We start from the raw sequence: 24,985 nt of genomic DNA on the forward strand, positions 1-24,985 counted from the left end.
GAAGCCACGCGAGAGGGAAGCCACGCGAGAGGGAAGCCACGCGAGGGGGAAGCCACGCGAGGGGGAAGCCACGCGAGGGGAAGCCACGCGAGGGCCACGCCACGCGAGGACGAAGCCACGGGGCGAGCGCCTCATCCGAGGTGGGACGACGCGACGACCTACTGCCCCGACGCGCGACGCTCGAGGAGCCGGCGCACGTGATCCTCGATCTCGGTGTCGTCGACGTAGCCCATCGCGGCGTACGGCGAAGGGGCGGCTGCGGCGACGGGTCGTACCGACTCGATCGGCGTGGGCGCCTGCTCTGCGGCGATCTCGCGGGCCGCCTCTTCGCGAGCGGCCGCGCGGAGGGCCTCACGGGCGATCTGCTCGTCGACGACGGCCGCCGCGCGCGAGCCCGCAGACGCGACCAGGGGACGCGGCAGCTCACGCGGCGTCCAGGTCGGGCGGGGCGTCGGCACCAGGGCGACATCCTGCAGCTCGGGCGACGACGCGCGGACGACGACGGCCTCGACGGGAGCCTTCGCTCCGCGCGAGGCGACGACCGCAAGGCGACGGAGTGCGACGAGAGAGGCCACCACGACGACGGCGCCCGACACGATCAGCACGGGAGCCGCGCCTCCGACAGCCGGTACGACACCCGCGATGATCGCCGCGAGACCGACGATCCCCGAGGTGGCGAGAGCAAGACGGAAGCGCCGACGCGCCTGAGCCCGGCGCGCTTCGGGCCGAACCGCGACCGCCGCGCGTTCCGCGTGGGCGCGCTCGACGGCCGCGATCTTCTCGGCGTGCGTCTTCTCGAGCGCCGCAGCGCGCTCGGCGCGAGCAACCTCGACCGCCGCAGCGCGCTCGGCGCGGGCCAGCTCGACAGCCGCCGCTCGCTCGGCGCGAGCGACCTGCACGGCCGCGGCGCGCTGCTCCCGCACCAGGTCGCGATCGCGTGCGCTCTCGAGCCGCGCGACCTCGAGACGTGCTTTCGCCGCGGCCAGTTCGGTCTTGGTCTTCTTGGCCTGAATCTGGCGGGCGAGCTTCTGCTGCTGGTGGGCCGTGCGCGCGGTCAGTTCGAGCTGCACCTCTCGCGGAATCTCAGCGGTCTCGGCGAGCACCCGAAGGGCCTGATTGAGACGGACGGCATTGCGCTCCGCAGAGGTGAACCGGTGTCGGCTCTGCCATGACGGCAGCAGGTACACCAACCACAGCGCGACCGCGACGAAGACGATCACGCCGCCGCCCAGAACCTGCCCACCCATGGGTCAAAGGTAGGTCACCGGGAGATCACGGCGCGGCATCCTCCCGCGTGTCGTCGCGACCTTTCGGCACGAATGCGGAAGGAACGCTCAGATGCGGTCGGAGGGGGGAACGCGCGCGGCGTCGGGAGGCACCTGGCCGCGGTTCCACCGATCGAGCACGCCGTGCGGGACCTCTTCGCGCACGAGGGCGAACGCGTAGTGGTCGCGCCAATCGCCGTCGATGTGGATGTACTTGCGACGAAGCCCTTCGTAGCGGAAGCCGAGCTTCTCGACGACGCGCAGACTCGCGTGGTTCTCGGGGCGGATGCAGATCTCGACCCGGTGCAGATTGAGCGACGTGAAGCAGATGTCGGTGGCCATGGCGACCGACACGGTGGTGATGCCGCGCCCGGCGTACCCCTCGGCGACCCAGTACCCGATGGTGGCCGAGGCGAGCGAACCGCGCGAGACGCCCCAGACGTTCAACTGACCGGCGACCTCGTCGCCCCACTCCATGACGAAGGGGACGCCGAGGCCGTCGCGGTACTGCTGCAGGAGGCGACGGATACCCAGCCGCATGTCGAACGACACCGGCCCATCCGGGCTCGTCGCCTCCCAGCGTCGCAACCACGTGCGGTTGTCGATCAGCTGCTGCTGGAGGACGCGCGCGTCGCGATTGCGGATGAGACGGATCGACACCTCACCGTGCCGTCTCGGGATGGAAAGATCCATGGAACCTCGCGGAGTCAGAGACCCTGCGCGAACTCCTTGAACCACGGACGCAGGGCCGGGCCCAGGTCGTCACGGTCGGCGGCGAGCTGGACGATCGCCTTGATGTAGTCGACGCGGTCGCCCGTGTCGTAGCGGCGGCCACGGAAGACCACACCGTACACACCGCCGCCGTCGCCGCCACCGGTGGCGAGCTCTTCGAGAGCGTCGGTCAGCTGGATCTCGCCGCCCTTGCCGGGCTCCGTGTGCTCCAGGATGCCGAACACGTCGGGACCGAGCACGTAACGGCCGATGATCGCGAGGTTCGAGGGGGCGTCTTCGGCCTTGGGCTTCTCGACCAGCTTGGTGACCTTGACGACGCCGTCTTCGTCGGTGGGCTCGACCGCGGCGACACCGTAGAGGTGGATGTGCTCGGGGTCGACCTCCATGAGCGCGATGACGGTGGCGCCGCGCTTGTCGTACTCCGCCATCATCTTGGTGAGCAGCGGGTCGCGCTCGTCGATGAGGTCGTCGCCCAGGAGCACGGCGAAGGGGTGGTCGCCGACGTGGCTGCGCGCACGGAGCACGGCGTGGCCGAGACCGCGCGGCTCGCCCTGGCGCACGAGGTGGATGTCGGCCAGGTCGGAGGAGTGCTCGACCTTCGCGAGCTTCGCGTCGTCGCCCTTCTCGCGCAGCTTGGCCTCGAGCTCGGGCATCGAGTCGAAGTGGTTGGCGATGTTGTTCTTGTTGCGCCCGATGATGATCAGGACGTCATCGATTCCGGCTCCGGTCGCCTCTTCGACGACGTACTGGATGGCCGGCTTGTCGACGACGGGGAGCATCTCCTTCGGCATCGCCTTCGTGGCAGGAAGGAAGCGAGTACCGAGACCGGCGGCCGGAATGACGGCCTTGAAGGGCTTATGAGGCATGGGCATACCTTAGCGGGGACCGATGACGCTCCTGTAACAGCCGCGCACGTAGACTTACGCCCATGCCGGACCGGATCGAGCAGGCCAAACGCGCGCTCCGCGCCGACCTGCGCGAACGTCGCCAGACCCTCTCCGCGCACGCGCGCGAGGTCGCCGAGGCCGGTGTCACGCAGCAACTCGACGCGCTGGTCGAGCGTCTGGGTGCGCGCAGCATCTCGTGCTTCCTGTCGACGCCGACCGAGCCCGGCACGCACGCCTTCGTGGCCGGCGCCGTGGCGCGTGGCATCCGGGTCCTGCTTCCGATCTCCCGCGACGACGGGTTGCTCGACTGGAGCGTCGCGACGCCCGACGCCGAGATCGCCGAGGGGTTGTTCGGCATGCCCGAACCCGTCGGCGACGTGCTCGGACCCATCGCGGTCAACGACGTCGATCTGCTGATCATCCCCGCCGCCGCCGTCGACCGCACCGGGATGCGACTGGGGTGGGGCCGTGGCTACTACGACAAGACGCTGGGCTCGATGGAGAGATGCCCGCCGGTGTACGCCGTCGTCTTCGACACCGAGTTCGTCGACGACGTGCCCCGCGACGTGCACGATCAGCCCGTGACGGGCGTGGTCACCCCCACGCGGACGCTCGCGATCTCCGCTCACACCGCCTGAACACCCGAAGGAACCCGATGCCCACCTACTCGTACGCCTGCAAGCAGTGCGGCCACCGTTTCGACGCCGTGCAGTCCTTCTCGGACGCCGCCCTCACCGAGTGCCCCGAGTGCGGCGGCGAGGTGCGCAAGCAGTACGGGTCGATCGGCGTGACCTTCAACGGGTCGGGCTTCTACCGCACCGACTCTCGTGGGTCGTCAGCGACCTCGTCGAACGCAAGCGGTGGCGGCTCGTCGTCATCTTCGACATCATCGAAGTCGGAAACGAAGGCGTCCGCCCCGTCCTCGGCCTCCTGAGCCGCGGTCGGCGCGGCAGAAGGGGAGCCAGCGCATGATCAAGGGATTCAAGGAGTTCATCCTCCGCGGCAACGTCATCGACCTCGCGGTCGCCGTCGTCATCGGCGCCGCATTCACGGCGGTGGTGAACGCCATCGTCACGGCGCTCATCAACCCGCTGATCGAGATCTTCTACGTGCCGAACGAGAGCGGCGAGGTCGGACCGACCTTCACCGGCATCTACGGACAGCAGGTGGTCTTCCCCCTCGGCGGGCTGCTGACCGCGATCATCAGCTTCTTCGCCGTGGCTCTGGTGGTCTATCTCGTGTTCGTCTACCCGATGAACCGGTGGAAGGCGCTCGCTGCGGCACGCGCGGGCGTCAAGGACTCGGCCGCCGACGAGCCGAAGCTCCCGACCGAGCAGGAACTGCTCGTGCAGATCCGCGACCTGCTGGAGCGCCAGAACAACAAGGCGTGACCCGCGAACGGCGTCCGCACCCGGATACTTCCCGGTGCGGGCGCCGTTCCGGTTCTCGCCTCAATAATGCGGCGGGACGTCGCGCAGCATGCGGTCGTCGTTGGGGCCGGATGCCGCGGGCTTCGCGCCGGCGCCTCGCTCGCGGTCATCGGCCGGTGCCGGTTCGGCCGTGGTGCCGGGTGCTGGCAGAAGCCGCGCGCGGCGCGACCCGCGCACGCGGACGACCGGCTGGCGCACGGGCTGGTCGCGGGGCCCGGAGGCTTCGACAGGCTCAGCCTCCTGCGTTCCGGCACGGTGACCGGAGGCTTCGACAGGCTCAGCCTCCTGCGGCGGAGCGGAGGTCCCTGAGCCTGTCGAAGGGACCGGGACCGCGCGCAGGGCGTCGCCCCGGGTGGCATCCGGAGTATCCGTCATCGACGCTCAGCCGGGAAGATCGAGCGGCTCGGTCGTCGACTCGGGCGCGCCCGCGTCGGGCGCGGCTCCGAGCAGTTCGGCGATCTTCGCCGCAACCCCCGCGGGGTCGCTGTACAGGTCGAACGCGTGCACCCGCACGTAGTGCCAGCCGAGGCGGCGCAGGATCTGCGGGCGCAGGCGGAGCGTCTCGCGCAGGGACTCCCCGATCGTCTCGGGGTCGCTTTCGGCGACGACGGCCTTGCCCTTGTATCGCGCGACGAGCGGCAGCAGGCCGCGGTAGTCGACGTCGACCTCGACGCCGAGGCGGCGGAGCTCCCGCGCGAGGGCGCGGGTGAGCGGGTCGGCGAGATCTTCGAGCCGGCTCTCGCGGCCGCGCGAGGCGACGTTGCCGAGGATGCCCATGAGGGTGGCCGCACCGTGCTCGAGGCGACCGTCGTCGAAGGCCGACGGCCGGATCGACGACACGATCACCATCGAGCGGCGCGCACGGGTCATGCCCACCGTCAGCAGTCGTTCGCCGTCGGGCGTGGACAGGTCGCCGAAGTCGCTGAGGACGCGGCCGTGTCGGGTGAGGCCGAACCCGAGCGAGAAGACCACGCGGTCGCGGCTCTCGGCCACCGACTCCTCGAGGGTCAGCACGGCGAAGGGCTCCGCGGCATCGCGCGAGACGAACTCGGCGACATCCGAGCGACCGGCGAGCGCGGCGACCACGGCCGCGCGCACGCGCTCGGCGTGCTTGCGGCTGGCCGTCACCACCATCAGCGACTCGGAGGCGCGGTTCACGGCGTGCTCGACCACGAGGGTCACCACACGGGCGACCTCGGCGTCGGGGCTCTCTACCGCGCCGCTGACCGGGTCGGGCGCACCGACGCCGCCCTCGACGTAGTCGACGCTCAGGCTGCCGCGACCGAGGTACGACCCCGCCCAGGGCAGCGACACGATCTCGCCGCCGTAGAAGGCGTCGTTCACCAGCTGCGACAGGTCTTCGCCGCCGGCGCGGTAGCTGCGGGTGAGCGTCTCGACCGGCAGCAGCTCGGCGACGCGCTCGAAGACCGACACCTCGTCGAACGGCACGTCGTCGGCGTCGTCGGGCGCGGGGGCGATCGCGGCGCTCACGCGGAACGGCGTGGGCTTCTGCACGACCGGATCGCCGAAGAGCACGACCTGGCGGGCGCGGCGCAACGCCGGTGTCGCCTCGGCCAGGCACAGGGCCGCGGCATCCGCGATGATCACCACGTCGAACGCGAGGTCGTTCGGCACGTCGGGCACCTCGTAGGGCGACGCGAGCCACACCGGCGCGAGCGTGCGCAGCAGAAGGGGCGCGGCATCCGAGATCTCCTGCGCGGTGTGCAGGCCGTCTTTCAGCGCGCGTTTGAGGGCGGCGGCCTCGTCGGCGTGATCGACGATGCCGATGCGCCACTGCGTCGCGAGCTGCGCGGCCAGCAGCGGACCGGCCGCCGCGGCGTGGGCTTCGTCGACGAGGCGGAAGTCGCGTTCGAGGCGGTCGACCACGCTGGTGTTCGCGCCCAGCAGCGCGCGGTCGGTGCGCAACAGGTGCTCGAGCGCCGACTGCCACCACGCGAACTCGAGCTCGGCGCCGACGCGCTCCTCGGGGACGTGGCGCACCGAGAGCTCGACGAGCAACTGCTCGAGGCCGAGACGCGCGAGCTCGGAACGCAGCTGCGCGCGCTCGACGAGGTTGTCGAAGAACGTCGACTCCGCGGCCAGGCCCGCGAGCGTGCGCACCAGCCGCTGCACCGGCAGCGTCGCGAGGCGCTCGGATCCCTGTCGGCCGAGGATCTGATCGAGCTCGCCGAGCAGGGCGTCGGTGCGCTGCCAGGCGACGTTCACGTCGGCGAGACCCAGGGGCACCTCGGGGGCGACGCCGGCCTCGACCACGCGCTGCCATTCCGTGCGCTGCTGCTGGATGCGCACCAGCGCCTCGTACATGTCCGGCACGTGGACGCCCGGGCGCACGTACTCCTTCGACAGGCGCTTCAGGCGGCGGCGGTTGGGGCCGCTCATCGCGGAGGCGTCACGGCGGGGCGAGTGCGCGTCGATCAACTCGCCCAGCGGACGCTCGAAGACGGTCGGGCTGAAACGGTCGAGCGACTCGCGGATGCCCTGCAGCAGTTTGAGGTAGGCACCCAGCTCCGACACCGTCTGGAAGGGCCGCATGCGCGTCTTGGCGATGAGCTCGTACCCGCGTTGGAGCAGGCGCGGCACCTCGTGCGTGTGGAGCTTCCCGGCGAGGTCGTGCGCGGCACGCGCGTCGTCGGTGCGCGTGAAGCTGACGCCGTACCAGGGCGAGTCGTCGGGTCCGAACCGGAACTCCCCCAGACGAGCGGCCATCGCGAGGGCGCGCGCCGCGGCATCCCGTCGTCCGGCGAGCTTCTCGAGGGTGGCGATGTCGAATCGGGCCTCGGTCGACGGGGCCGGAGACGTGGATGCCAGGGACGTCAGGGCGCGCAGCACCTCGAGCGCCGAGACGCCCAGGGCCAGGTGCGGCTCGGTCACCGCCGAGCGGTAGTCGCGCAGGACAGTGCGCAGGCGCACCAGCGCGTCGTCGATCTCGGCGACCTTCGGCTGCTCGGCCTTCTCGTTGCGGCTGATCGCGCGGATGAGGTCTCGGCGCACGTGGTTCGGCGAGACGGCGAGGCCCGTGAGCCCCACACCGGCGAGGCGATGCCGGATGCCGTCGAGCGTCGACCGACGCGCGCTCACGACGAGCACGCGCTTGTTGTCGCGCACGAGCTGGCCGATCGCGTTGATGACCGTCTGCGTACCCCCCGTGCCGGGGAGGGTGTGCACCGCGAGCGAGTGGCCGGCGGCGATGCGCGCGAGCACGCGCTCCTGCTCGGCGTCGGCGTCGAGCAGCAGCGTGTCGGCGGCGGGGGTGCGCTCGTCGGGGCTGACGATCACCGGGTCGTCACGGCGCACGGTGATGCGCGCACGGTCGTCGTGGTGGCCGGCGAGCGCGTTGAGCAACGTGTCGTCGAGGTCCATGGTGTCGCGGGCCATGCCCGACGACACGTCGGCGAACGACGAGATCACCAGACGGGGGTGCACGACGAAGGTCGGCACGTGCGTCGTGAGACGACGGATGTGGTCGATGACCGGCTGCGGCTTGAACACGCCCTGGTCGTAGGCGAGACCGGCGAGGGCGGCGCTGTCGATCTGGATGCCGAGGTGCGTGCGGAAGGCGCGAGCCAGCTCGGGGTTCATGACGAAGGCGCCGTGCAGCTTGAGCTCGAAGTCGCCGTGGTGACGACGGATGGCGAGCGGGCGCAGGAGGACGGGGGCCGACCACTCCACTCCCCCGATCTTCCACGCGGAGAGACCGACGGCCAGGTGCACGGGCTCGAGGCCGCGTGCCGTGCGCAGCTCGACGTTCTTGGCGGTGATGCGCTCGGCGGCCAGGCGCGCGGTGCGCAGCGCCACCTCGTCGCGGAAGAGGTTGGACAGCATCGTCGCGCGGCCCGTGATGAACTGCGGCAGCGAGCCCGGGTGCGCCTTGGTGATGTCGATGCCGGCGTCGCGTGCGTCGTCGAAGCGCAGGAGGGTCGATCGTCCGCCGAGGGCCGCCGCCTCGGCACGGATGCGGTCGCGCTCGGGGTCGGCGACGTGGCGCACCACGATGCCGGGCTCCGACAATCGCAGCTCGCCCGGATCGACGGACGACACCGTCTCGTCTCCGTCGGCGCCGTTCACGGCACCGTCCTCAGCTCGCCACACACCTGCCAGACTAAGCCGGGCTCCTGTGGATCGCTTGCAGCGGGCGCGAGTTTCGCGGTAATCGGCGACACGCCGCACCACCGGCACTTCCTCCCCAACGTCGAGGTTCGCGGCATCCTCCACCGATCGGCGAGACGACCCGGCGGGGAGGTTCGAGTCTCGTGAGGATGGGCGCATGAACACAGTCACCAGCACCGAGTACGACAGTCCCATCGGGCCGATCCTGCTCACCTTCGTCGACGACGCCCTCGTGCGGCTGCATGTCGCCCACGACGGGATCGATCCGGCCCGGGCCGAGATCGCGCAGCGATTGGGGGTCGTGCCCGAGCCCGCCTCGTCCGCCGGCGCCGCGCTCGCCCGGCAGCTCGACGAGTACTTCGACGGAAAGCGGCGGGCATTCGACATCGCTCTGGACTGGCGCCTCGTACGCGGTTTCACCCGCGCGGCCCTGGAGGCGTCGCTCGAGATCCCCTACGGCGAGGTCGCCTCGTACGGCGAGGTGGCGGTGATGGCCGGCGCACCTCGCGCCGCGCGCGCGGTCGGAACGGCGTGCGCGTCGAGCCCGTTCTCGATCGTCGTGCCGGTGCACCGGGTCGTGCGGGCCGACGGCGCTCTCGGGGAGTACGGCGGGCATCCCGAGGTGAAGGAGTTCCTGCTGTCGCTCGAGAACGAGACGGTGCTGGCCGAGGGGCTTCGCGTCGGGGCGTGACGGGGAGGGTGGCGCGCGGGCGCAGGGTGCGGTGACCCCGCGGCGGGCGCGTTCGGAGATGCGCGGTCGACGGCCCGTGACGCCTGGGGCGAAGACGGCGGAATGGGCGCGGGCGACGCGTGGGCGGCCCCGGGCGCGACGATGCCCGGCCCCGCGGGCGAGAGCCGGGCGCGACGATGCCCGGCCCCCGCGAGCGGGAACCGGGCATCGGGTGTCGTCAGTGGTTCGACGCCTTCTCGGCGCCGAAGCCGGTGAGCGAGCGCACGTCCATCTCGGCGGCCTTGCGGCGGTCTTCGGCGGTGCGCGAGGTGACCGAGCCGAGCCAGCCGAGCAGGAACCCGAGTGGGATCGACACGATCCCGGGGTTGTTCAGCGGCCAGATCGCCACCCCCGTGTTCGCGAACACGCTGGTGGGCGTGCCCCAGAACACCGGCGAGAGCAGGATCAGCACGAGGGCCGACCCGAGACCGCCGTACATGCTCCACACCGCGCCGCGCGTGGTGAACCTGCGCCAGAAGAGCGAGAACAGGATGGTCGGCAGGTTCGCCGAGGCCGCGACGGCGAAGGCGAGCGCGACCAGGAACGCCACGTTCTGACCCTGCACCCCGATACCACCGAGGATCGCGAGCACGCCGATGACGATCACGGTTCGACGCGCCACCTTGACCTCGCCGTCGGGCGGGACGTCGCCCTTCTTGACGACATTGGCGTAGATGTCGTGAGCGAACGACGCGGCCGCCGTGATCGTCAGCCCCGCCACCACCGCGAGGATTGTCGCGAACGCCACCGCCGAGATGAAGCCGAGCAGGAGGGGGCCGCCGAGAGCGAGCGCGAGCAGCGGTGCCGCCGCGTTCACGCCACCGGGAGCGGCCAGGATCGCCTCGGATCCCACGAGCGCGCCCGCACCGTAGCCCAGCACGAGGGTGAGGATGTAGAACAGACCGATCAGCCAGATGGCCCACACCACCGAGCGACGCGCCTCCTTGGCGGTCGGCACGGTGTAGAAGCGCATCAGCACGTGCGGCAGGCCCGCGGTGCCGAGCACGAGGGCGAGGGCCAGCGAGATGAAGTCCCACGGATTCTTGCCGTACTGCAGGCCCGGGGCCAGGACGGCATCCCCCTTCGGAGAGGCCGCCACCGCGCTCTCGAGCAGCGTGTTGAGGTTGAAGCCGTTGATCGCCAGCACCCATACCGTCATGACGAGCGCGCCGCCGATGAGCAGGAACGCCTTGACGATCTGCACCCAGGTCGTGCCCTTCATGCCGCCGATGAGCACGTACACGATCATCAGGATGCCGACGACCGCGACCACGATCGACTGACCCACCCGCTCGGTGATGCCCAGCAGCAGCGACACCAGTCCGCCGGCGCCGGCCATCTGCGCGAGCAGGTAGAAGAAGCACACGGCGAGGGTGGTGATGGCCGCGGCCATGCGCACGGGCCGCTCCTTCAGTCGGAACGACAGCACGTCGGCCATCGTGAACTTGCCGGTGTTGCGCATGAGCTCGGCCACCAGCAGCAGGGCCACCAGCCACGCCACGAGGAAGCCGATCGAGTAGAGGAAGCCGTCGTAGCCGTTGATCGCGATCGCCCCGACGATCCCGAGGAACGACGCGGCCGACAGGTAGTCCCCGGCGATGGCGAAGCCGTTCTGGGGGCCGGTGAACGACCGGCCGGCAGCGTAGTAGTCGGCCGCGGTCTTGCTGTTGCGGCTGGCGCGGATCACGATGAACAGCGTCACCGCGACGAAGGCGCCGAAGATCGAGATGTTCAGCACCGGGTTGTTCTCGACCGTCTGCACGGCGGCGTCGAGCTGGGCGAAGACGTCGTTCACGACCGACCCCCCTCAGCCTTCTCGAGCTCCGCGCGCAGCTGCTCGGCGCGCGGGTCGAGCCGCCGGTTGGCGTAGGCGACGTAGCCCATCGTGATGGCGAACGTGGTGACGAACTGCCCGAGCCCGAACAGCAGCCCGACCGTGATCGCCCCCGACACCGGCTGGGCCATGAACCCGGGCGCGAACGACGACAGCAGAACGTAGACGAAGTACCAGACGAGGAACGCCACGGCCAGAGGGAAGACGAAGCTGCGCTGGCGCCTCTTCAACTCCTGGAACGGGGCGGACTCCTCGACCGCGATGTAATCGATGCCGCCCGTGGGGGCGTCGTCGATGCGACGATCCGTCATGTGGCCTCCTTGCCTCATGAAACCGACGCAGCACTGCGCCGGAGGGGGGACCGGGCCGTGGAAACGCTCCCGGTGATAGGGTCGACGCTACGAAACGCGGCGATGAAGCCGTCACCCCCGGAAGTAGGTAGTGCGTGGCAGCACCGTCCGCTCTTCGAGACGACGCGAGCCTGGTGTCGCACGCCGTCGCCGAACTCGCTCGGCGCACGCACTTCCCCGTCGCCTTCGGCGGGTTGGAGCACAACGGCGCCGTGCACGTCACGACGATCGTCGGCGCGCGCACCCGCAGCATCGACGGCCTGGTCGTGCACGCGTCCCGCGGGCTGGGCGGCCGCGCACTCGTCGAACGGCGTCCGCGGATGACGCTCGACTACCGCACCTCCCGCTCGATCACCCACGACTACGACCGCGCCATCCTCGGCGAAGGGATCGCGACGCTGTTCGCCGTGCCCGTGCTCGTCGGCGGCGCCGCGCGCGGCGTGCTGTACTGCGGGTCGTGGGCGCAGTCGCCGGTCGACGACGTCCAGGCGCGGCCCGCCTTCGACGTCGCCGGCGAACTCGGTGTCGAGCTGCACGTGCGCGCTGAGGTCGAAAGACGCCTGGCCGACACCCCCGCGCCGGAGGGCGGTCTGGGCGCTGGAGCACGCGAAGAGATCCGGGAGAGCTACGCGCAGTTGCGCAGCATCGCCGCGACGATCGGCGACGACACCGTGCGCCGACGCCTCGAAGACGTCGAGGCCCGCCTCGCCGCCCTCACCGGTGACGCGCCGAGCGCCTCGGTCGACGCCGACCTGCATCTCTCACGGCGCGAGATCGACGTGCTCGCGTGCGCGGCGGTGGGGTCGACGAACGGCGAGATCGCGGCATCCCTCGGTCTTCGGGAGACCACCGTGAAGTCGTACCTCGCCTCGGCGATGTCGAAGCTCGACGCCTCCACGCGCCACGCCGCGGTCACCCGCGCGCGTCGCGCGGGACTGCTCCCCTGACGGCGGCCACGCACGTGGGAAAACCCTGGCAATGGATGCCAGAGGTTGAGGACGCTGCCGATTCTCGGCATCGTGGCTGACTCCTGTCGTCGATCAGAGAAGGAGAGTCACCCATGCTGACGCTCACCGAAGAGGCCACGACCGCTGTGAAGACCATCACCGCGCAGTTCCCGGATGCCGCCGCGGGCGGTGTGCGCATCGAGGGCGCGGGCTCGCCCGAGTCGCAGTTCCGGCTGTCGGTCGTCGACGCGCCCGTCTCGGGCGACGCCGTCGTCGAGAACGCCGGAGCGCGTGTCTTCCTCGACACCGATGCCGCCGCGGTGCTCGACGACCGCGTGCTCGACGCGCAGATCGACCCGCAGGGCGCTGTGCAGTTCGCGGTGACCACCGCCGCCTGAGCGCGTCGCCTGAGCGAACGATGCCCCGGTCATGCGCCGGGGCATCGTCGTGTCTGCGCGGGGTCGCGCGTCGGCCCCGCCGCCCGCGCGACGGCATCCGGCGCGAGACCGTCACGGACCGCAGCCCGGATGCCATCTCGCCGCCGTCCGCGGACAGCGTGACCGGCGCGAGCCGCGCCCGCCTCAGCCGCGGAAGAGCACGACCTCGTTGGTCGGCTGGTCGTAGACGAACTGCAGCGCGGTGTCGGCAGGGAAGTCCGTGTGCTCGAGCTCGGGCGATCCCGGAAGCAGCCGCACCGTTGCGGCGGCGGGGAACGTGCCCGCCGAGCAGGCGGGCGCGATGTACTGCCCGTCGTAGCTCCAGCTCGCCGCCCCCTGGGCGGTGACGAGCGCCGGCTGATAGACGGTCATGCAGTACTCGCCCGCGCCGAGGGCGCCGCCGGGCGGCGTGACGATGGCGCGGAAACCGTGCGTCTCGGTGAAGGCGATGGCCTGATCGGCGGGACCCAGCGCGAAGAAGTCGGGCACGTCGAAAGCCGGGTCGGGGGTGACGCGCGCCACCTGCACGGCATCCGGTTGCAACGGATGGGTCTGCACGCGCTGCACGACGGTGAGCGCGACGGCGCAGCTCACGGCGACGAGGGCTCCGACCGCGACCAGCACGACGGTCGAACGCTGCGGACGCGGCCACGCGAAGCGTCGCAGCCGCCCGTCGTCGGCATCGGTCGTCGGTTCGTCGCGCGTGCCATCGGAGGTCTGCTCTGCGACATCGGTTGCGCGTTCCGCCGGCCCGGGCCCCTGATGGTCGCCCCGGGGCGGCCACGCGGCGGGTTCGGGTGTTCGCTCCGGGAGCGCCGCCGTCGCGGTATCCCGACTCTCCAGCTCGGCCAGGCGGGCGAGGGCGACGGGATCGGAGGCGATGTCGGCGTCTTCGGCGTAGGCGCGCCGCCGGAGGACGGCCAGTTCGTCGTCATCGATCCCCATCACCCGATTCAATCAGGCCGTCGCACCGCGCGCCCCGTCATCCCGGCCCCGTGAACCCGAACCCCCGTGCGGTGAACGACCCTCAGCCGCGGAACACGACGATCTCATCGTTCTCCGCGTCGTAGACGAACTGCAGCGCGGTGCCGGCGGGAAAAACGGTCTGCGCCCGCTCGGGCGAGTCCTCGCGGAGGAAGATCGTGGAGCTCGGGGGGAAGACTCCGGCGCCGCAGGTGCCCATCAGGAACGAGTCGCCGTCGTAGGAGAATCCGCCGCCCTCGTCGGTGGACAGCAGCGCGGGCTGCCACACGGTCATGCAGCGCGACGCGTTCTCCGAGCTGCGGTACGACGGCAGCGTGACGACTCGGAATCCTTCGAACTCGGCATAGGCGGTGATCTCACCCGTGATCCCCTGCGCCAGCGCGGTGGGCACCGGAAAGGCCGGATCCGGCGACAGCCGCGCGATCTGCGTCGCCCCCGCCTGCAGGGGATCGGCCTGCACGCGCTGCACGAGGGTGAGGGCCGTGGCGAGGGTCGCGAGCACGAGGGCCGCGACCACCAGCAGGATCACCGTCGACCGGCGCGGGCGCGGAAACGTGAACGGGGGCGCGGCGGGCTCGGCATCCGGGGTCCGTTCAGCGTCCGGGATCTGCTCGGCACCCGGGGTCTGGTCGGCATGGGCGACGCCGGGGGCCGCTTCCGCCTCCGGCGAGGACGCGACGTCGTTCGTGGCGCTCGCCCGCTCTTCCAGCTCGATCAGCCGACGGAGGGCGGCCGGGTCGGCCGCGATGTCGGCGGAGGGCGAGTAGGCCCGGCGGCGCAGCTGCGCGAGTTCGGCGTCGTCGTCGAAAGACATGAGGCGATTCAATCAAGCGGAGCGGCTCGCGTCGCGTGGCACCCCGGTTGATCGACCATTGCTTACCCTGGCGGGGGTGCGCGGGCTCGACGCCCCCGGGCGTCGGATTGCGCGGACTTGACGCCACGCCCGAGCGCGCAGGCCCCGGGTGCGCGCACGCGACGCCCCGCCGGGCGTCCGGTCGGCAGGCTCCACGCCCCGCCGAGCGTCCGGTCGGTGGGCTCGACGCCCCGCCGCAGGACGGGCAGCGGACACACCTGCAGTCCGTGCTGAAGCGCCCGGGCGCGAAACGGTCAGCGACCGGTGAACGCCGGCGCGCGCTTGGCCTGGAACGCCGCGAAGCCCTCGCGGTAGTCGTCGGTGCGCGCGAGGGCGGCCTGCGCGCGGTTCTCGAGCGCCATCGCCTCCCACAGGCCCAGCCGCTCGTCGCGGATCGCCGTGACGATGCGCTTGCTCGCGCGGAACGCCTCCGTGGGACCGCTCGCCGTGCGACGGGCGGCGAGCTCGGTGGCATCCTGGATCTCGGATGCCGCGACCACCCGCGAGAAGAGTCCGGCGCGCACGGCCTCCTCGCCCGTCAGCAGCCGCCCGGTGTAGATGAGATCGAGCGTCGCGTGCGTACCGAGACGCTCCACGAAGAGGGCGTGACCGCCGGAGTCGAGCGTCGCTCCGAGCGCGGCGAAGGGCGAACCGATCTTCGCGTCGTCGGCGACGAAGACGACGTCGGTCGCGATGAGCAGCCCGAGCCCGACGCCCAGGCACGCCCCGTGGGCGGCCGCGAAGGTGGGAGCAGGGAAGGATGCCATGCGGCGCAGCAGCGGCGAGAGCGTGTCGTCGAGGTATCCGGCGACGTCGTCGGTGGCCGGGTCGACGCCGGAGATGTCGCGGCCTGCGCAGAACGACGGCCCCTCACCGCGCAGCAGCACCGCGCGCGCCCCGTCGGCCTCGGCGCGGTCGTACGCCTCCGCGAGCGCGTGCAGGGCGTCGAGGCCGAGCGCATTGCGGCGGGCGGGCGCGTTCAGCGTGATGACGGCGAGGTCACCGGCGTTCGCGTAGTCGATCACGGCAACCTCTATCCGTCGTAGTCGACGCAAACCGCGTCGGAGGTCGGGTGCGACTGGCAGGTGAGCACGTAGCCGCGCTCGATCTCGTCGGGCTCGAGGGCGTAGTTCTCGGTCATCGACACCGACCCCTCGACCACGCGGGCACGGCAGGTGCCGCACACTCCCCCGGCGCACGCGAACGGCACGTCGGGGCGCACGCGCAGGGCGGCGGCGAGGATCGTCTCGTTCGCGGCGACCGGACTGTCGACGTGGGCGGACTGCCCGTCGAGCGTGAAGTCGATCGAGCGGACGGGCTCGTCGGCGCGCACGCGCACGGGGCGCGCACCCCCGGTCTGGGCGGGGGCGTTTCCGTCGCCCGCGGTGAACAGCTCGAAGCGCACGCGCTCGCGCGGCACACCAGCCTCGGCGAGTGCCTCGCGGCAGACCTCGACGAGTGCGAAGGGTCCGCAGAGGAACCACTCGTCGACGGATGCCGGGTCGATCAGCCGCGACAGGATCAGGCGCAGTCGTTCCTCGTCGAGCCGACCCGAGAAGACGGGCGCCGCGCGCTGCTCGCGCGAGAGCACATGGTGCAGCGTGAGGCGCGAGGGGTAGCGGTCCTTGAGGTCGGCGAGCTCGTCGACGAACATCACGTCGGTCGAGGAGCGGTTCGCGTAGACGATCGTCATGCGGCTGTCGGCGGAGCGCTCGAGGACGTCGGCGGCGAGCGCCATGATCGGCGTGATGCCCGAGCCGGCGGCGATCGCGACGACGTGCCCGGTGGCGGTCGAGGCCTTCGACACGAACGTGCCCTGCGGGCTCATGACGTCGACCTCGTCGCCGGGACGCAGCCCCTCGTGCGCCCAGCTCGAGAACCGGCCGTCGGGGTCGCGCTTGATGCCGACGCTGATCGCGCCACGGGCGGGCGGGCGGCACAGCGAATACGAGCGACGCAGCTCCTCGCCCTCGACCGTGGCCCGCAGGGCGACGTACTGGCCGGGCGCGTAGTCGAAGGCGTCGGCGATGTCGTCGGGGACCGCGAAGGTCACCTCGATCGCGGTCGGGGTGAGGGGTCGCACGTCGGCGACGCGCAGGGTGTGGAAGCGGGCGCGGGTCGGGCGCGCGGCGCCGGCGGTCGAGGTCGCGGCGTCCGCGGCGGTGGGCGCCGGGTCGGTGGTGAGCGCGGCGGGGACCGCGGGGCCCGAGGGAGTGGCATCTGTCATCGTCATCAGAGGGCCTTGAAGTGGTCGAAGGGTTCGAGGCAGGCGCGGCATTCCCACAGCGACTTGCACGAGGTCGAGCCGAAACGTGAGACCTCGCGGGTGTCGAGCGAACCGCAGCGAGGACAGGCGACGCTGAGCTTCAGGCGGATGGGACCCGCCGGAGCGCGTCCGGTGGGCGGGGCGATGCCGTACTCGGTGAGCTTGCGCTTTCCGGCGTCGCTCATCCAGTCGGTCGTCCAGGCGGGGGTGAGCGTCGTCTGCACCACGGCGTGGTCGAACCCGGCGGCGGTGAGGGCGAGCACGATGTCGTCGCGGATCGCCTCGACCGCGGGGCATCCCGAATAGGTGGGCGTGATCGTGACGGTGACGGTGTCGCCGTCGAGACGCACGTCGCGCAGCACGCCGAGATCGTCGATGGTGAGCACCGGCACCTCGGGGTCGACGACCGCGGCCACGACCTCTCGTGCACGGTCCACGCTCACCACGTCGCCCCCGGGTGCCGGCGGGCAAGCACCTGCATCTCGGCGAGCAGGGGCCCGAAGGCGGGGTGGTGGATGCCACGGCGCCCGCCCGCGGACGATGCGGGGATGGTGGGGACCGGCACGTCCTCCTCGGCGAGGACCGCGGAGAGCACGTCGTCGACGCGGGACCGCAGCGTCGACGGCCGCACGGCGACACCGTCGAGGCGGTCGTGCAGCGGCTCGTCGCGGAAGAGCTCGTCGAGGAACGCCCACGTGTCGTCGAGCGCGACGAGAAGTCGCCGGCGCGACTCGTCGGTGCCGCCGGCCAAGCGCAGGGTCCACTGCACGGCGTGATCGCGGTGGTAGTCGACCTCTTTCTCGGCCTTTGCGGCGACCGCGGCGAGGACCGGATCGGTGGATGCCGCGAGGTCGCGGTACAGCTCGAGCAGATACGCCGAGGCTAAGAGCTGACGGGCGATCGTGTGGGCGAAGTCGCCGTTCGGCAGTTCGAAGAGCCAGGCGCTGCGGAACTCCCGCTCGTCGCGCCAGTAGGCGAGGTCGTCTTCGCTGCGCTCGTCGCAACTGCCGGCGTAGCGCAGCAGCGAGCGCGCGTGACCGAGCAGGTCGAGCGCGATGTTGCCGAGGGCGACGTCTTCTTCGAGCTCGGGGGCGCGGGCGACCCAGCCGCAGAGGTTCTGCGCGAGGATCAGCGCGTCGTCGCCGAGCCGCAGCGCATAGGCGGCGACGTCGGGGTCGGTGGCGCGGTCCTCTCCCCCGGCGAACTCGGCGGTGAGGTCGCGGGCGTCGAGCGAGACGTCGCCGTGCGGGTCGGTGGCTTCGACAGGCTCAGCCACCCGCGCGGCGTCAGGTCCCTGAGCCTGTCCGAGGGACCGGGCTTCTGCTTCGACGGGCTCGGCCACCGCCCCTGCGCCGGCCAGAGGTCCCTGAGCCTGTCGAAGGGACCGGGATCCGCTTTCGGTCGAGATGCTCACAGGTGCGGCACCCCCTCGGAGGCGGTGTAGTACACCGCGTGCCGGAAATTCTTGCCCGCCGGCGACTCGAAGAACGCACCCTTCTGTCCCGGATCGCTCGTCGTCACGGCATCCGAGGGCACGACCCAGACCGACACGCCCTCACCGCGACGCGTGTAGAGGTCGCGGGCGTTGCGCACGGCGAGTTCCGCGTCGGGGGCGTGAAGCGATCCGACGTGCACGTGGCTCAGGCCGCGGCCCGCGCGCACGAAGACCTCCCACAGGGGCCAGGTCTCGGCGGGGCTGCCGCCGGGGGTGGCCATCAGGCGGCCGCCTTCGCGCTCTTCTTCGCGGCGTACGCCGCCGCGGCCTCGCGTACCCAGGCGCCCTCTTCGTGGGCGTCGCGACGGTGCTGGCGGCGCATCGTGTTGAGCGGCCCGCGGCCGGCGAGCACCTCGTGGAACTCGGTCCAGTCGATCTCACCCATGTCGTACTGCCCGGTCTCGTCGTTGTAGCGCAGCTCGGGATCGGGCAGCGTGACGCCGAGCACGGCCGCCTGCGGCACGAGCATCGACACGAAACGCTGGCGCAGCTCGTCGTTGCTGAAGCGCTTGATGTTCCACGCCATCGACTGCGCCGAGTTCGGTGAGTCGTCGTCGGGGGGTCCGAACATCATCAGACTCGGCCAGTACCAGCGATCCACGGCATCCTGAGCCATCTCGCGCTGCGCGTCGGTGCCCCGCATGAGCGTCAGCAGGATCTCGAACCCCTGCCGTTGGTGGAACGACTCTTCCTTGCAGATGCGCACCATCGCGCGGCCGTACGGGCCGTAGGACGCGCGGCACAGCGGCACCTGGTTGCAGATCGCGGCGCCGTCGACGAGCCAGCCGATCGCACCCATGTCGGCCCAGGTCGGGGTCGGGTAGTTGAAGATCGACGAGTACCGCGCCTTTCCGTCGACCAGCTGCTGCGTCATCTCGTCGCGCGTGATGCCGAGGGTCTGGGCGGCCGAGTAGAGGTAGAGGCCGTGGCCGGCCTCGTCCTGCACCTTGGCGAGCAGGATCGACTTGCGCTTCAGGCTCGGCGCCCGGGTGATCCAGGCCCCCTCGGGCTGCATGCCGATGATCTCGGAGTGCGCGTGCTGCGAGATCTGGCGGATCAGCGTGCGGCGGTAGCCCTCCGGCATCCAATCGCGCGGCTCGATGCGGCCGTCGGCCTCGATGAGGGCGTCGAACATGGCCTCGCCGTCGAGTGCGTCCGTGGGGGGCGCGGTCATCGTCATCGTCGACTCCTTTACAGACCGATCGTTCAGTAAAACTGTACCCGAGGGCGCAACCCGCCGCAACGGCCCCGCCCACACACCCCACCCCCTGGATGACTTGCGCTCTCTGCACGACGCAACAGCCTCCCAACGAACACACGGCGCAAGTCACCCCACCCGCGCGCGGCCCCGCCGCCGCGCAGACGGCCGCGCGACCTCTTGGATGACTTGCGCCCTACGCCCGGCACGACAGCCTCCCGGCGAACACACGGCGCAAGTCACCCCACCACGCGCGGCCCGGCCCGCCGCGCGGAAAACCCCTCACCCTGGGATGACTTGCGCCCTACGCCCGGCGCAACAGCCTCCCGGCGAACACACGGCGCAAGTCACCCCACCCCGCGCGACCCGGCCCGCCGCGCGGAGAACCCCTCACCCTGGGATGACTTGCGCCCTACGCCCGGCACGACAGCCTCCCAACGAACACACGGCGCAAGTCACCGCACTTCGGGCCGCACGACCGCGAGTCCCCGCCCGCAGGCGAGTGCCACATGCACGGGCCGCGGCCAGCGGGCCGCGGGCCACAGGGCCACAGGGCCACAGGGCCACAGGGCCACAGGCCATCGGGCCACGGCCCGCGCGCCCGCGGCCCCCGGTCAGCGGAGGTCGTACACCCGCTTGTACTTGCCCTCACTGCGGGGCAGCACGCCCGGCTCCTCCACACGCACGTCGACCGTCGTGCCGATCAACACCTTGATGCGCTGCTGCAGCACCACCCCCGCCGCCTCGCAGACCTCCCGCTCCAGGGCGGGGTGGCGTTCGATGCGGACGGTCATGGCATCCATCCGCCCGTCGCGACGCAGCTCGAGCACGAAATGGGGCGTCAGCTTCTCGATGCCGAGCACGATCTCCTCGATCTGCGTCGGGAAGAGGTTCACGCCGCGCAGGATGATCATGTCGTCGTTGCGGCCGGTGATCTTCTCGATGCGCCGCATCGCCGGAAACGCCGTGCCCGGCTGCAGGCGGGTGAGGTCACGGGTGCGGTAGCGGATGACGGGGAACGCCTCTTTCGTCAACGAGGTGAAGACGAGTTCACCCAGGTCGCCGTCGGCCACGGGGGCGCCGGAGTCGCCGTCGATCGTCTCGGGGAGGAAGTGATCCTCCCAGATGTGCGGGCCGTCCTTCGTCAACGCGCTCTCGGATGCCACCCCGGGGCCCATCACCTCGCTCAGGCCGTAGATGTCGACGGCGACGATGTCGAGGCGGCGCTCGATCTCGCGGCGCATTTCGTTGGTCCACGGCTCGGCCCCGAGCACGGCGACGCGGAGCGAGGTCGAACGCGGGTCGGCGCCCGCCGCCTCGAGCGCGTCGGCGATCGTGAGAAGGTAGCTCGGCGTGCACAGGATGGCATCCGGTTCGAAGTCCTGGATGAGCTGCGCCTGGCGCGCGGTCTGCCCGCCCGACATGGGGATGACCGTCGCGCCGAGGCGCTCGATGCCCGCGTGGGCGCCGAGGCCGCCAGTGAACAGGCCGTAGCCGTAGGCGTTGTGCACCCGGTCGCCCGCGCGGATGCCCGCGGCGCTCAGCGAGCGGGCGACGATGTCGGCCCAGCGGTCGAGATCTCCCGCGGTGTATCCGACGACGGTGGGGCGGCCGGTTGTTCCCGAGGAGGCGTGGATGCGGCGGACGTCGGCCATCGGCACGGCGAACATGCCGAACGGGTAGGTCTCGCGCAGGTCGGCCTTGGTGGTGAAGGGCAGCAACCGGATGTCATCGAGACTGCGGATGTCGTCGGGAACCACACCGGCCTCGTCGAATTTGCGGCGGTAGAGGGCGACGTTCTCGTACGCGTGGCGCACCGTCCACTGCAGGCGCTCGAGCTGCAGCGCGCGCAGGCGTTCGAGCGGGATGCCGGTGGGATCGACGGATGCCAGGAAGTCGGGGCGCGAGGGAACGGTCATGGTCATCGAGACACCTCCGTGGTGGAGAGCGCGCCGTCGCGCTCGGGGTCGCTGAAGGATCGGAGACCGGAGGCTTCGACAGGCTCAGCCACCGGCGCAACCGAGGTCCCCGCCGCGGCGGAGGACCCCGCCGCGACCGAGGTCCCCGCCGCGGCGGAGGTCCCTGAGCCTGTCGAAGGGACCGCGGACACCACCGGCGGCCGGCGATCGGTCGTGATGCTGCGGCCGCGCACCTCGGCGACGAGGTCGCCCGTCTCGTCGGTCACGCGGATGTCGTAGAGGCCGGTGCGGCCGCTCCGGGCCCGCCGAGCGGCCGTCGCCGTGAGCGTCTGCCCCGCGGTCGTCGACTTGAGGAACGTGATGTCGGCGCCGCCGGCGACGGTCACCCGATCGTCCTCGTTGCACGCGATCGCGAATGCGGTGTCGGCGAGGGTGAAGACGAGCCCGCCGTGGGTGATGGCGAAGCCGTTGAGCATGTCGTCGCGCACGGTCATCGACACGCGCGACTCCCCCGGCGCGTCGTGCTCGACGACCATCCCGAGCATCGCCGACGCCCGATCGCGCTGCATCATCGGCCGCAGGCTCATGCGAGCGCTCCCGCGGGCTGCACCGCGGACTCCGCGACGGGCGCCCCCGCCGGAGCCCACGTCTTCGCCACGAGCGTCAGCACGTCGTACTGCGCGACGATCTCGTCGTCCTGGTTGCGGATGACGGCGTCCCACCGCACCTCGCCGTACTCGTCGGTCTCGCGCGGGGTGATCTGCTTCGCGGTCAGCGCGACGCGGATGCGGTCGCCGGGTGAGACGGGGGTGACGAAGCGAAGGTTCTCGAGCCCCGAGTTGGCGAGCACCGGCCCGGGAGCCGGGTCGACGAAGAGCCCCGCCGCCCACGACACGAGCAGGTAGCCGTGTGCGACGCGCCCCGGGAAGAAGGGGTTCGCCGCGGCCGACTCCTCGTCCATGTGGGCATAGAACGTGTCGCCTGTGAATCGTGCGAACACCTCGATGTCGTCGAGGGTGACCTCGCGTTCGGCCGACTCCACGGCATCCCCGATCCGAAGATCGGAGAGGGACTTGCGGAACGGGTGGGTCCCGGCGGAGTCGGTGTCGGCTCCCGGATGCCACACCCCGGTGAGCGCGGTCAGCATGCGGGGCGAACCCTGGATCGCGGTGCGCTGCATGTGATGGAGCACCGAACGGATGCCGCCGAGCTCCTCGCCGCCGCCGGCGCGGCCGGGTCCGCCGTGCACGAGGTGAGGGACGGGCGCGCCGTGGCCGGTCGAGGTGCGGGCGTCGTCGCGGTCGAGGAAGAGCACGCGGCCGTTCATCGCGCCCATGCGGGTCAGCAGCTCGGTCGCGACGTCGGGGTCGTGCGTGGCGACGCTCGTGACGAGCGAGCCGCCTCCTCGGGCGACGATGGCCGCCGCCTCGGCGACGTCGGCGTACTCGACGATGCTCGCGACCGGGCCGAACGCCTCGATGTCGTTGACGGCCGGGGTCGCGGCATCCGCGAAGGACAGGAGCATCGGCTGCAGGAAGGCACCCTCGGCGGGCACCCCGTCAGGCGCCTCGGCCGAGCCGACGACGAACCGTCCCCCGGCGTCGGTGAGCCGGCGCACCTGGCGCAGCACCTCGTCGCGCTGCTCGACCGACACGACGGGCCCCATCGTCACGCCCTCGGCGCGCGGGTCGCCGACGACGACCCGCTCGGCGATCTTCGCGCGCAACGCCTCGGCCACGGCATCCGTCATCCCCGAGGGCACGATCGCGCGGCGTATCGCGGTGCACTTCTGGCCCGCCTTCGTCGTCAGCTCGACGAGCAGTTGCTTGGTGTACGCGTCGAACTCGGGGGTGCCGGGTCCGGCGTCGGGGCCGAGGATCGAGGCGTTGATCGAGTCGGTCTCGCTGGTGAAGCGCACGCCGGGCTTCGCCTGGGCGCGCAGGCGTTCGGCGGTCGACGCGCTGCCGGTGAAGCCGACGGTGTCGCCCAGGTCGAGCAGGTCGAAGAGGCCCGGGACGCTGCCGCTGACCAGCTGCAGCGACCCCTCGGGCAGCAGGCCGGTCTCGACGATCATGCGAACCCACGCCTCGGCGATGTGCGCGGTCGGGGTGGCCGGCTTGACGATCGTGGGAAGGCCGGCGAGGAACGCCGGCGCGAACTTCTCGAGCGCGCCCCACATCGGGAAGTTGAAGGCGTTGATCTGCACCGCCACGCCGGGAAGGCGCGTGTAGACGTGTCGGCCGAGGAACGAGCCGTCCTTCGACAGGGGCTCGATCGGGCCGTCGAGCACCACCTTCCCCGCGGGCAGTTCGCGCCGCGCCTTCGACGAGTAGGTGAAGAGCACGCCGATACCGCCGTCGATGTCGCTGAGCGAATCACGACGCGTCGAGCCCGAGCGCTCCGACAGGGCGTAGAGCTCTTCGCGGCGGTCGTTCAGCGCGATCGCGAGGTTCTTCAGCACCATCGCGCGCTGGTGAAAGGTGAGGGCGCCGAGACTCCGCTGCCCGGTCTCGCGGGCGTATGCGACGGCTCCCGCCAGATCGAGCCCCTTCGTGCTCACGCGCGTGATCTCCTCACCGGTCGAGGCGTCGCGCACGATCGCGCCGTCGGGGTCGCTCTCCGGGGCCCACCAGGCGCCGTTCACGTAGCTGGGGAGAAACGTCATCATTCGCTCCATTCGTAGAATCCGCGGCCGGTCTTGCGGCCCAGGTGACCCTGGGCGACGAGCTCTCGCAGCAGCGCGGGCGGGGTGAAGCGCGCGCCGAACGCGCGCTCGAGTTCTTCGGCGATGCCCAGGCGCACGTCGAGCCCGACGATGTCGGTCGTGCGAAGGGGGCCCATTGGATGCCGGTAGCCCAGCTCCATCGCCGTGTCGATGTCGTGCGCACTCGCCACTCCGTCTTCGAGCATGCGAATGGCTTCGAGGCCGAGGGCGACGCCGAGGCGGCTCGACGCGAAGCCCGGCGCATCGCGCACGACGACGGCGGTCTTGCCGATGGCCTCGACCCAGGTCGTCGCCGCGCTGACCACCTGAGGTGCCGTGGCCGCTCCCGTGACGACCTCGACCAGCGCCGACGCGGGCACGGGGTTGAAGAAGTGCAGGCCGAGGAAGCGTTCGGGCCGGACGAGCGATGCAGCGAGCGCGTCGATCGAGATGGAGGAGGTGTTGGATGCCACGACCGCGCCGTCGTGCACGGCTGCCTCGATGCGCGCGAGGGCGTCGAGCTTCAGGGCGCGGTCCTCGGGGACGGCCTCGATGACGAGGCCCGCGTCGGCGAACGAGGCCGGGTCGGTGCCGGTGGTGAGGGTGTCGGCATCCGGGACCGTCCGACCTCGGGCCGCGGAGCGTTCGATGGCCGTCTCGACGCGCTCGCGCGCAGCGTCGGCCGCCGCGGCGTCGCGCTCGACGACGTGCACGCGGGCACCGGCGAGCAGGAATGCATGCGCGATCCCCGCGCCCATGCGTCCGCCTCCGAGCACGCCGACCGTGGCGGGAAGGGATGCCGTCGTCTCGGCCATCGTGGTCGAGG

The 24,985-nt window shown here is 71.3% G+C and carries 25 protein-coding genes; 6 read left to right on the forward strand and 19 right to left on the reverse strand.

Translation table 11 applies throughout. From position 1 onward, the window contains the following. Positions 1 to 158: 158 nt before the first annotated feature. The 3 genes from AS029_RS12320 to galU form a co-directional block, all read right to left on the reverse strand. Positions 159 to 1,247: a hypothetical protein gene (locus AS029_RS12320; RefSeq protein WP_058232892.1), complete on the reverse strand. Its 1,089-nt coding sequence runs from the start codon at positions 1,245 to 1,247 to the stop codon at positions 159 to 161. An 87-nt stretch (positions 1,248 to 1,334) separates the two neighbouring features. Then, positions 1,335 to 1,958, reverse strand: coding sequence for a GNAT family N-acetyltransferase (locus AS029_RS12325; protein ID WP_058232893.1), 624 nt, complete (start codon positions 1,956 to 1,958; stop codon positions 1,335 to 1,337). Between the two features lie 14 nt (positions 1,959 to 1,972). Beyond that, positions 1,973 to 2,863 carry a UTP--glucose-1-phosphate uridylyltransferase GalU gene (gene galU / locus AS029_RS12330; RefSeq protein WP_058232894.1) on the reverse strand — a complete coding sequence of 297 codons (891 nt, stop codon included), beginning with the start codon at positions 2,861 to 2,863 and terminating at the stop codon, positions 1,973 to 1,975. A gap of 62 nt (positions 2,864 to 2,925) precedes the next feature. Here galU and AS029_RS12335 point away from each other — a divergent pair, with 62 nt between their 5' ends. From AS029_RS12335 to mscL, 3 genes are read left to right on the forward strand one after another with little or no spacing between them, the layout of a single operon-like run. Further along, a complete protein-coding gene (locus AS029_RS12335) occupies positions 2,926 to 3,522 on the forward strand; it encodes a 5-formyltetrahydrofolate cyclo-ligase (RefSeq protein ID WP_058232895.1) in 597 nt (198 codons plus the stop codon). Between the two features lie 17 nt (positions 3,523 to 3,539). Beyond that, complete coding sequence (locus tag AS029_RS12340; RefSeq protein ID WP_058232896.1) at positions 3,540 to 3,818, forward strand: FmdB family zinc ribbon protein; 279 nt, start codon at positions 3,540 to 3,542, stop codon at positions 3,816 to 3,818. A 34-nt stretch (positions 3,819 to 3,852) separates the two neighbouring features. After that, positions 3,853 to 4,275, forward strand: coding sequence for a large conductance mechanosensitive channel protein MscL (gene mscL, locus AS029_RS12345; RefSeq protein WP_058232897.1), 423 nt, complete (start codon positions 3,853 to 3,855; stop codon positions 4,273 to 4,275). Between the two features lie 60 nt (positions 4,276 to 4,335). Here the strand turns inward: mscL and AS029_RS17360 are convergent, their stop codons facing one another. Beyond that, positions 4,336 to 4,689 carry a flagellar biosynthesis protein FlhF gene (locus AS029_RS17360; RefSeq protein WP_139168112.1) on the reverse strand — a complete coding sequence of 118 codons (354 nt, stop codon included), beginning with the start codon at positions 4,687 to 4,689 and terminating at the stop codon, positions 4,336 to 4,338. Between the two features lie 6 nt (positions 4,690 to 4,695). Continuing rightward, positions 4,696 to 8,400, reverse strand: a complete 3,705-nt coding sequence (locus tag AS029_RS12350; RefSeq protein ID WP_175456661.1) for an AAA family ATPase — start codon at positions 8,398 to 8,400, stop codon at positions 4,696 to 4,698. Positions 8,401 to 8,599: 199 nt separating this feature from the next. On the opposite strand from AS029_RS12350, the gene AS029_RS12355 reads away from it, so the two are divergent. Continuing rightward, a complete protein-coding gene (locus tag AS029_RS12355) occupies positions 8,600 to 9,133 on the forward strand; it encodes a methylated-DNA--[protein]-cysteine S-methyltransferase (protein ID WP_058232898.1) in 534 nt (177 codons plus the stop codon). 217 nt (positions 9,134 to 9,350) lie between these two features. Here AS029_RS12355 and AS029_RS12360 read toward each other — a convergent pair whose 3' ends face one another. Together AS029_RS12360 and AS029_RS12365 are read right to left on the reverse strand one after the other, a co-directional pair. Then, a complete protein-coding gene (locus AS029_RS12360) occupies positions 9,351 to 10,967 on the reverse strand; it encodes a solute symporter family protein (protein WP_058232899.1) in 1,617 nt (538 codons plus the stop codon). Beyond that, positions 10,964 to 11,317 (reverse strand): DUF485 domain-containing protein, encoded by a 354-nt coding sequence (locus AS029_RS12365; RefSeq protein ID WP_058232900.1) that lies wholly within the window; start codon positions 11,315 to 11,317, stop codon positions 10,964 to 10,966. The genes AS029_RS12360 and AS029_RS12365 overlap by 4 nt, the downstream gene beginning before the upstream one ends. Positions 11,318 to 11,451: 134 nt before the next feature. On the opposite strand from AS029_RS12365, the gene AS029_RS12370 reads away from it, so the two are divergent. Both AS029_RS12370 and AS029_RS12375 read left to right on the forward strand, forming a co-directional pair. Continuing rightward, positions 11,452 to 12,303 carry a helix-turn-helix transcriptional regulator gene (locus AS029_RS12370; RefSeq protein ID WP_058232901.1) on the forward strand — a complete coding sequence of 284 codons (852 nt, stop codon included), beginning with the start codon at positions 11,452 to 11,454 and terminating at the stop codon, positions 12,301 to 12,303. A gap of 113 nt (positions 12,304 to 12,416) precedes the next feature. Further along, positions 12,417 to 12,701: a hypothetical protein gene (locus AS029_RS12375; protein WP_058232902.1), complete on the forward strand. Its 285-nt coding sequence runs from the start codon at positions 12,417 to 12,419 to the stop codon at positions 12,699 to 12,701. 183 nt (positions 12,702 to 12,884) lie between these two features. On the opposite strand, the gene AS029_RS12380 is transcribed toward AS029_RS12375, so the two are convergent. The 12 genes from AS029_RS12380 to AS029_RS12435 form a co-directional block, all read right to left on the reverse strand. Beyond that, positions 12,885 to 13,685: a hypothetical protein gene (locus AS029_RS12380; protein WP_058232903.1), complete on the reverse strand. Its 801-nt coding sequence runs from the start codon at positions 13,683 to 13,685 to the stop codon at positions 12,885 to 12,887. A gap of 82 nt (positions 13,686 to 13,767) precedes the next feature. Beyond that, entirely contained in the window at positions 13,768 to 14,538 is a 771-nt protein-coding gene (locus tag AS029_RS12385; protein WP_058232904.1) for a hypothetical protein, read from the reverse strand. Positions 14,539 to 14,831: 293 nt separating this feature from the next. Further along, a complete protein-coding gene (locus AS029_RS12390) occupies positions 14,832 to 15,602 on the reverse strand; it encodes an enoyl-CoA hydratase/isomerase family protein (RefSeq protein ID WP_058232905.1) in 771 nt (256 codons plus the stop codon). An 8-nt stretch (positions 15,603 to 15,610) separates the two neighbouring features. Then, on the reverse strand, positions 15,611 to 16,804 hold the full coding sequence (gene paaE / locus AS029_RS12395; RefSeq protein ID WP_414683041.1) for a 1,2-phenylacetyl-CoA epoxidase subunit PaaE: 1,194 nt from the start codon (positions 16,802 to 16,804) through the stop codon (positions 15,611 to 15,613). A 5-nt stretch (positions 16,805 to 16,809) separates the two neighbouring features. Then, entirely contained in the window at positions 16,810 to 17,289 is a 480-nt protein-coding gene (paaD, locus tag AS029_RS12400; RefSeq protein ID WP_058232907.1) for a 1,2-phenylacetyl-CoA epoxidase subunit PaaD, read from the reverse strand. Next, a complete protein-coding gene (gene paaC, locus AS029_RS12405; RefSeq protein ID WP_058233089.1) occupies positions 17,283 to 18,119 on the reverse strand; it encodes a 1,2-phenylacetyl-CoA epoxidase subunit PaaC in 837 nt (278 codons plus the stop codon). Before paaC ends, paaD begins: the two co-directional genes overlap by 7 nt. A 134-nt stretch (positions 18,120 to 18,253) precedes the next feature. Next, positions 18,254 to 18,559 carry a 1,2-phenylacetyl-CoA epoxidase subunit PaaB gene (paaB, locus tag AS029_RS12410; protein WP_058232908.1) on the reverse strand — a complete coding sequence of 102 codons (306 nt, stop codon included), beginning with the start codon at positions 18,557 to 18,559 and terminating at the stop codon, positions 18,254 to 18,256. Further along, positions 18,559 to 19,518, reverse strand: a complete 960-nt coding sequence (gene paaA, locus AS029_RS12415) for a 1,2-phenylacetyl-CoA epoxidase subunit PaaA (protein WP_058232909.1) — start codon at positions 19,516 to 19,518, stop codon at positions 18,559 to 18,561. The genes paaB and paaA overlap by 1 nt, the downstream gene beginning before the upstream one ends. A gap of 632 nt (positions 19,519 to 20,150) precedes the next feature. Beyond that, positions 20,151 to 21,461 (reverse strand): phenylacetate--CoA ligase PaaK, encoded by a 1,311-nt coding sequence (gene paaK, locus AS029_RS12420; RefSeq protein ID WP_058232910.1) that lies wholly within the window; start codon positions 21,459 to 21,461, stop codon positions 20,151 to 20,153. Beyond that, positions 21,458 to 22,027, reverse strand: a complete 570-nt coding sequence (gene paaI, locus AS029_RS18045; protein ID WP_323339641.1) for a hydroxyphenylacetyl-CoA thioesterase PaaI — start codon at positions 22,025 to 22,027, stop codon at positions 21,458 to 21,460. The genes paaK and paaI overlap by 4 nt, the downstream gene beginning before the upstream one ends. 11 nt (positions 22,028 to 22,038) lie before the next feature. Further along, positions 22,039 to 24,123, reverse strand: coding sequence for a phenylacetic acid degradation bifunctional protein PaaZ (gene paaZ / locus AS029_RS12430; RefSeq protein WP_058232911.1), 2,085 nt, complete (start codon positions 24,121 to 24,123; stop codon positions 22,039 to 22,041). Beyond that, entirely contained in the window at positions 24,120 to 24,974 is an 855-nt protein-coding gene (locus AS029_RS12435) for a 3-hydroxyacyl-CoA dehydrogenase family protein (RefSeq protein ID WP_058233090.1), read from the reverse strand. The genes paaZ and AS029_RS12435 overlap by 4 nt, the downstream gene beginning before the upstream one ends. Positions 24,975 to 24,985 lie beyond the last annotated feature (11 nt).

The organism is Microbacterium enclense (assembly GCF_001456955.1).
In the GTDB taxonomy this organism is placed as follows: domain Bacteria; phylum Actinomycetota; class Actinomycetes; order Actinomycetales; family Microbacteriaceae; genus Microbacterium; species Microbacterium enclense.

Bases quoted from the DNA above. Each gene is read 5' to 3' on its own strand.
- AS029_RS12320 (WP_058232892.1), bottom strand. From the start codon at position 1,247: ATGGGTGGGCAGGTTCTGGGCGGCGGCGTGATCGTCTTCGTCGCGGTC.
- AS029_RS12325 (WP_058232893.1), bottom strand. From the start codon at position 1,958: ATGGATCTTTCCATCCCGAGACGGCACGGTGAGGTGTCGATCCGTCTC.
- galU (WP_058232894.1), bottom strand. From the start codon at position 2,863: ATGCCTCATAAGCCCTTCAAGGCCGTCATTCCGGCCGCCGGTCTCGGT.
- AS029_RS12335 (WP_058232895.1), top strand. From the start codon at position 2,926: ATGCCGGACCGGATCGAGCAGGCCAAACGCGCGCTCCGCGCCGACCTG.
- AS029_RS12340 (WP_058232896.1), top strand. From the start codon at position 3,540: ATGCCCACCTACTCGTACGCCTGCAAGCAGTGCGGCCACCGTTTCGAC.
- mscL (WP_058232897.1), top strand. From the start codon at position 3,853: ATGATCAAGGGATTCAAGGAGTTCATCCTCCGCGGCAACGTCATCGAC.
- AS029_RS17360 (WP_139168112.1), bottom strand. From the start codon at position 4,689: ATGACGGATACTCCGGATGCCACCCGGGGCGACGCCCTGCGCGCGGTC.
- AS029_RS12355 (WP_058232898.1), top strand. From the start codon at position 8,600: ATGAACACAGTCACCAGCACCGAGTACGACAGTCCCATCGGGCCGATC.
- AS029_RS12365 (WP_058232900.1), bottom strand. From the start codon at position 11,317: ATGACGGATCGTCGCATCGACGACGCCCCCACGGGCGGCATCGATTAC.
- AS029_RS12375 (WP_058232902.1), top strand. From the start codon at position 12,417: ATGCTGACGCTCACCGAAGAGGCCACGACCGCTGTGAAGACCATCACC.
- AS029_RS12380 (WP_058232903.1), bottom strand. From the start codon at position 13,685: ATGGGGATCGATGACGACGAACTGGCCGTCCTCCGGCGGCGCGCCTAC.
- AS029_RS12385 (WP_058232904.1), bottom strand. From the start codon at position 14,538: ATGTCTTTCGACGACGACGCCGAACTCGCGCAGCTGCGCCGCCGGGCC.
- paaE (WP_414683041.1), bottom strand. From the start codon at position 16,804: ATGACAGATGCCACTCCCTCGGGCCCCGCGGTCCCCGCCGCGCTCACC.
- paaB (WP_058232908.1), bottom strand. From the start codon at position 18,559: ATGGCCACCCCCGGCGGCAGCCCCGCCGAGACCTGGCCCCTGTGGGAG.
- paaA (WP_058232909.1), bottom strand. From the start codon at position 19,518: ATGACGATGACCGCGCCCCCCACGGACGCACTCGACGGCGAGGCCATG.
- paaK (WP_058232910.1), bottom strand. From the start codon at position 21,461: ATGACCATGACCGTTCCCTCGCGCCCCGACTTCCTGGCATCCGTCGAT.
- paaI (WP_323339641.1), bottom strand. From the start codon at position 22,027: ATGATGCAGCGCGATCGGGCGTCGGCGATGCTCGGGATGGTCGTCGAG.
- paaZ (WP_058232911.1), bottom strand. From the start codon at position 24,123: ATGATGACGTTTCTCCCCAGCTACGTGAACGGCGCCTGGTGGGCCCCG.
- AS029_RS12435 (WP_058233090.1), bottom strand. From the start codon at position 24,974: ATGGCCGAGACGACGGCATCCCTTCCCGCCACGGTCGGCGTGCTCGGA.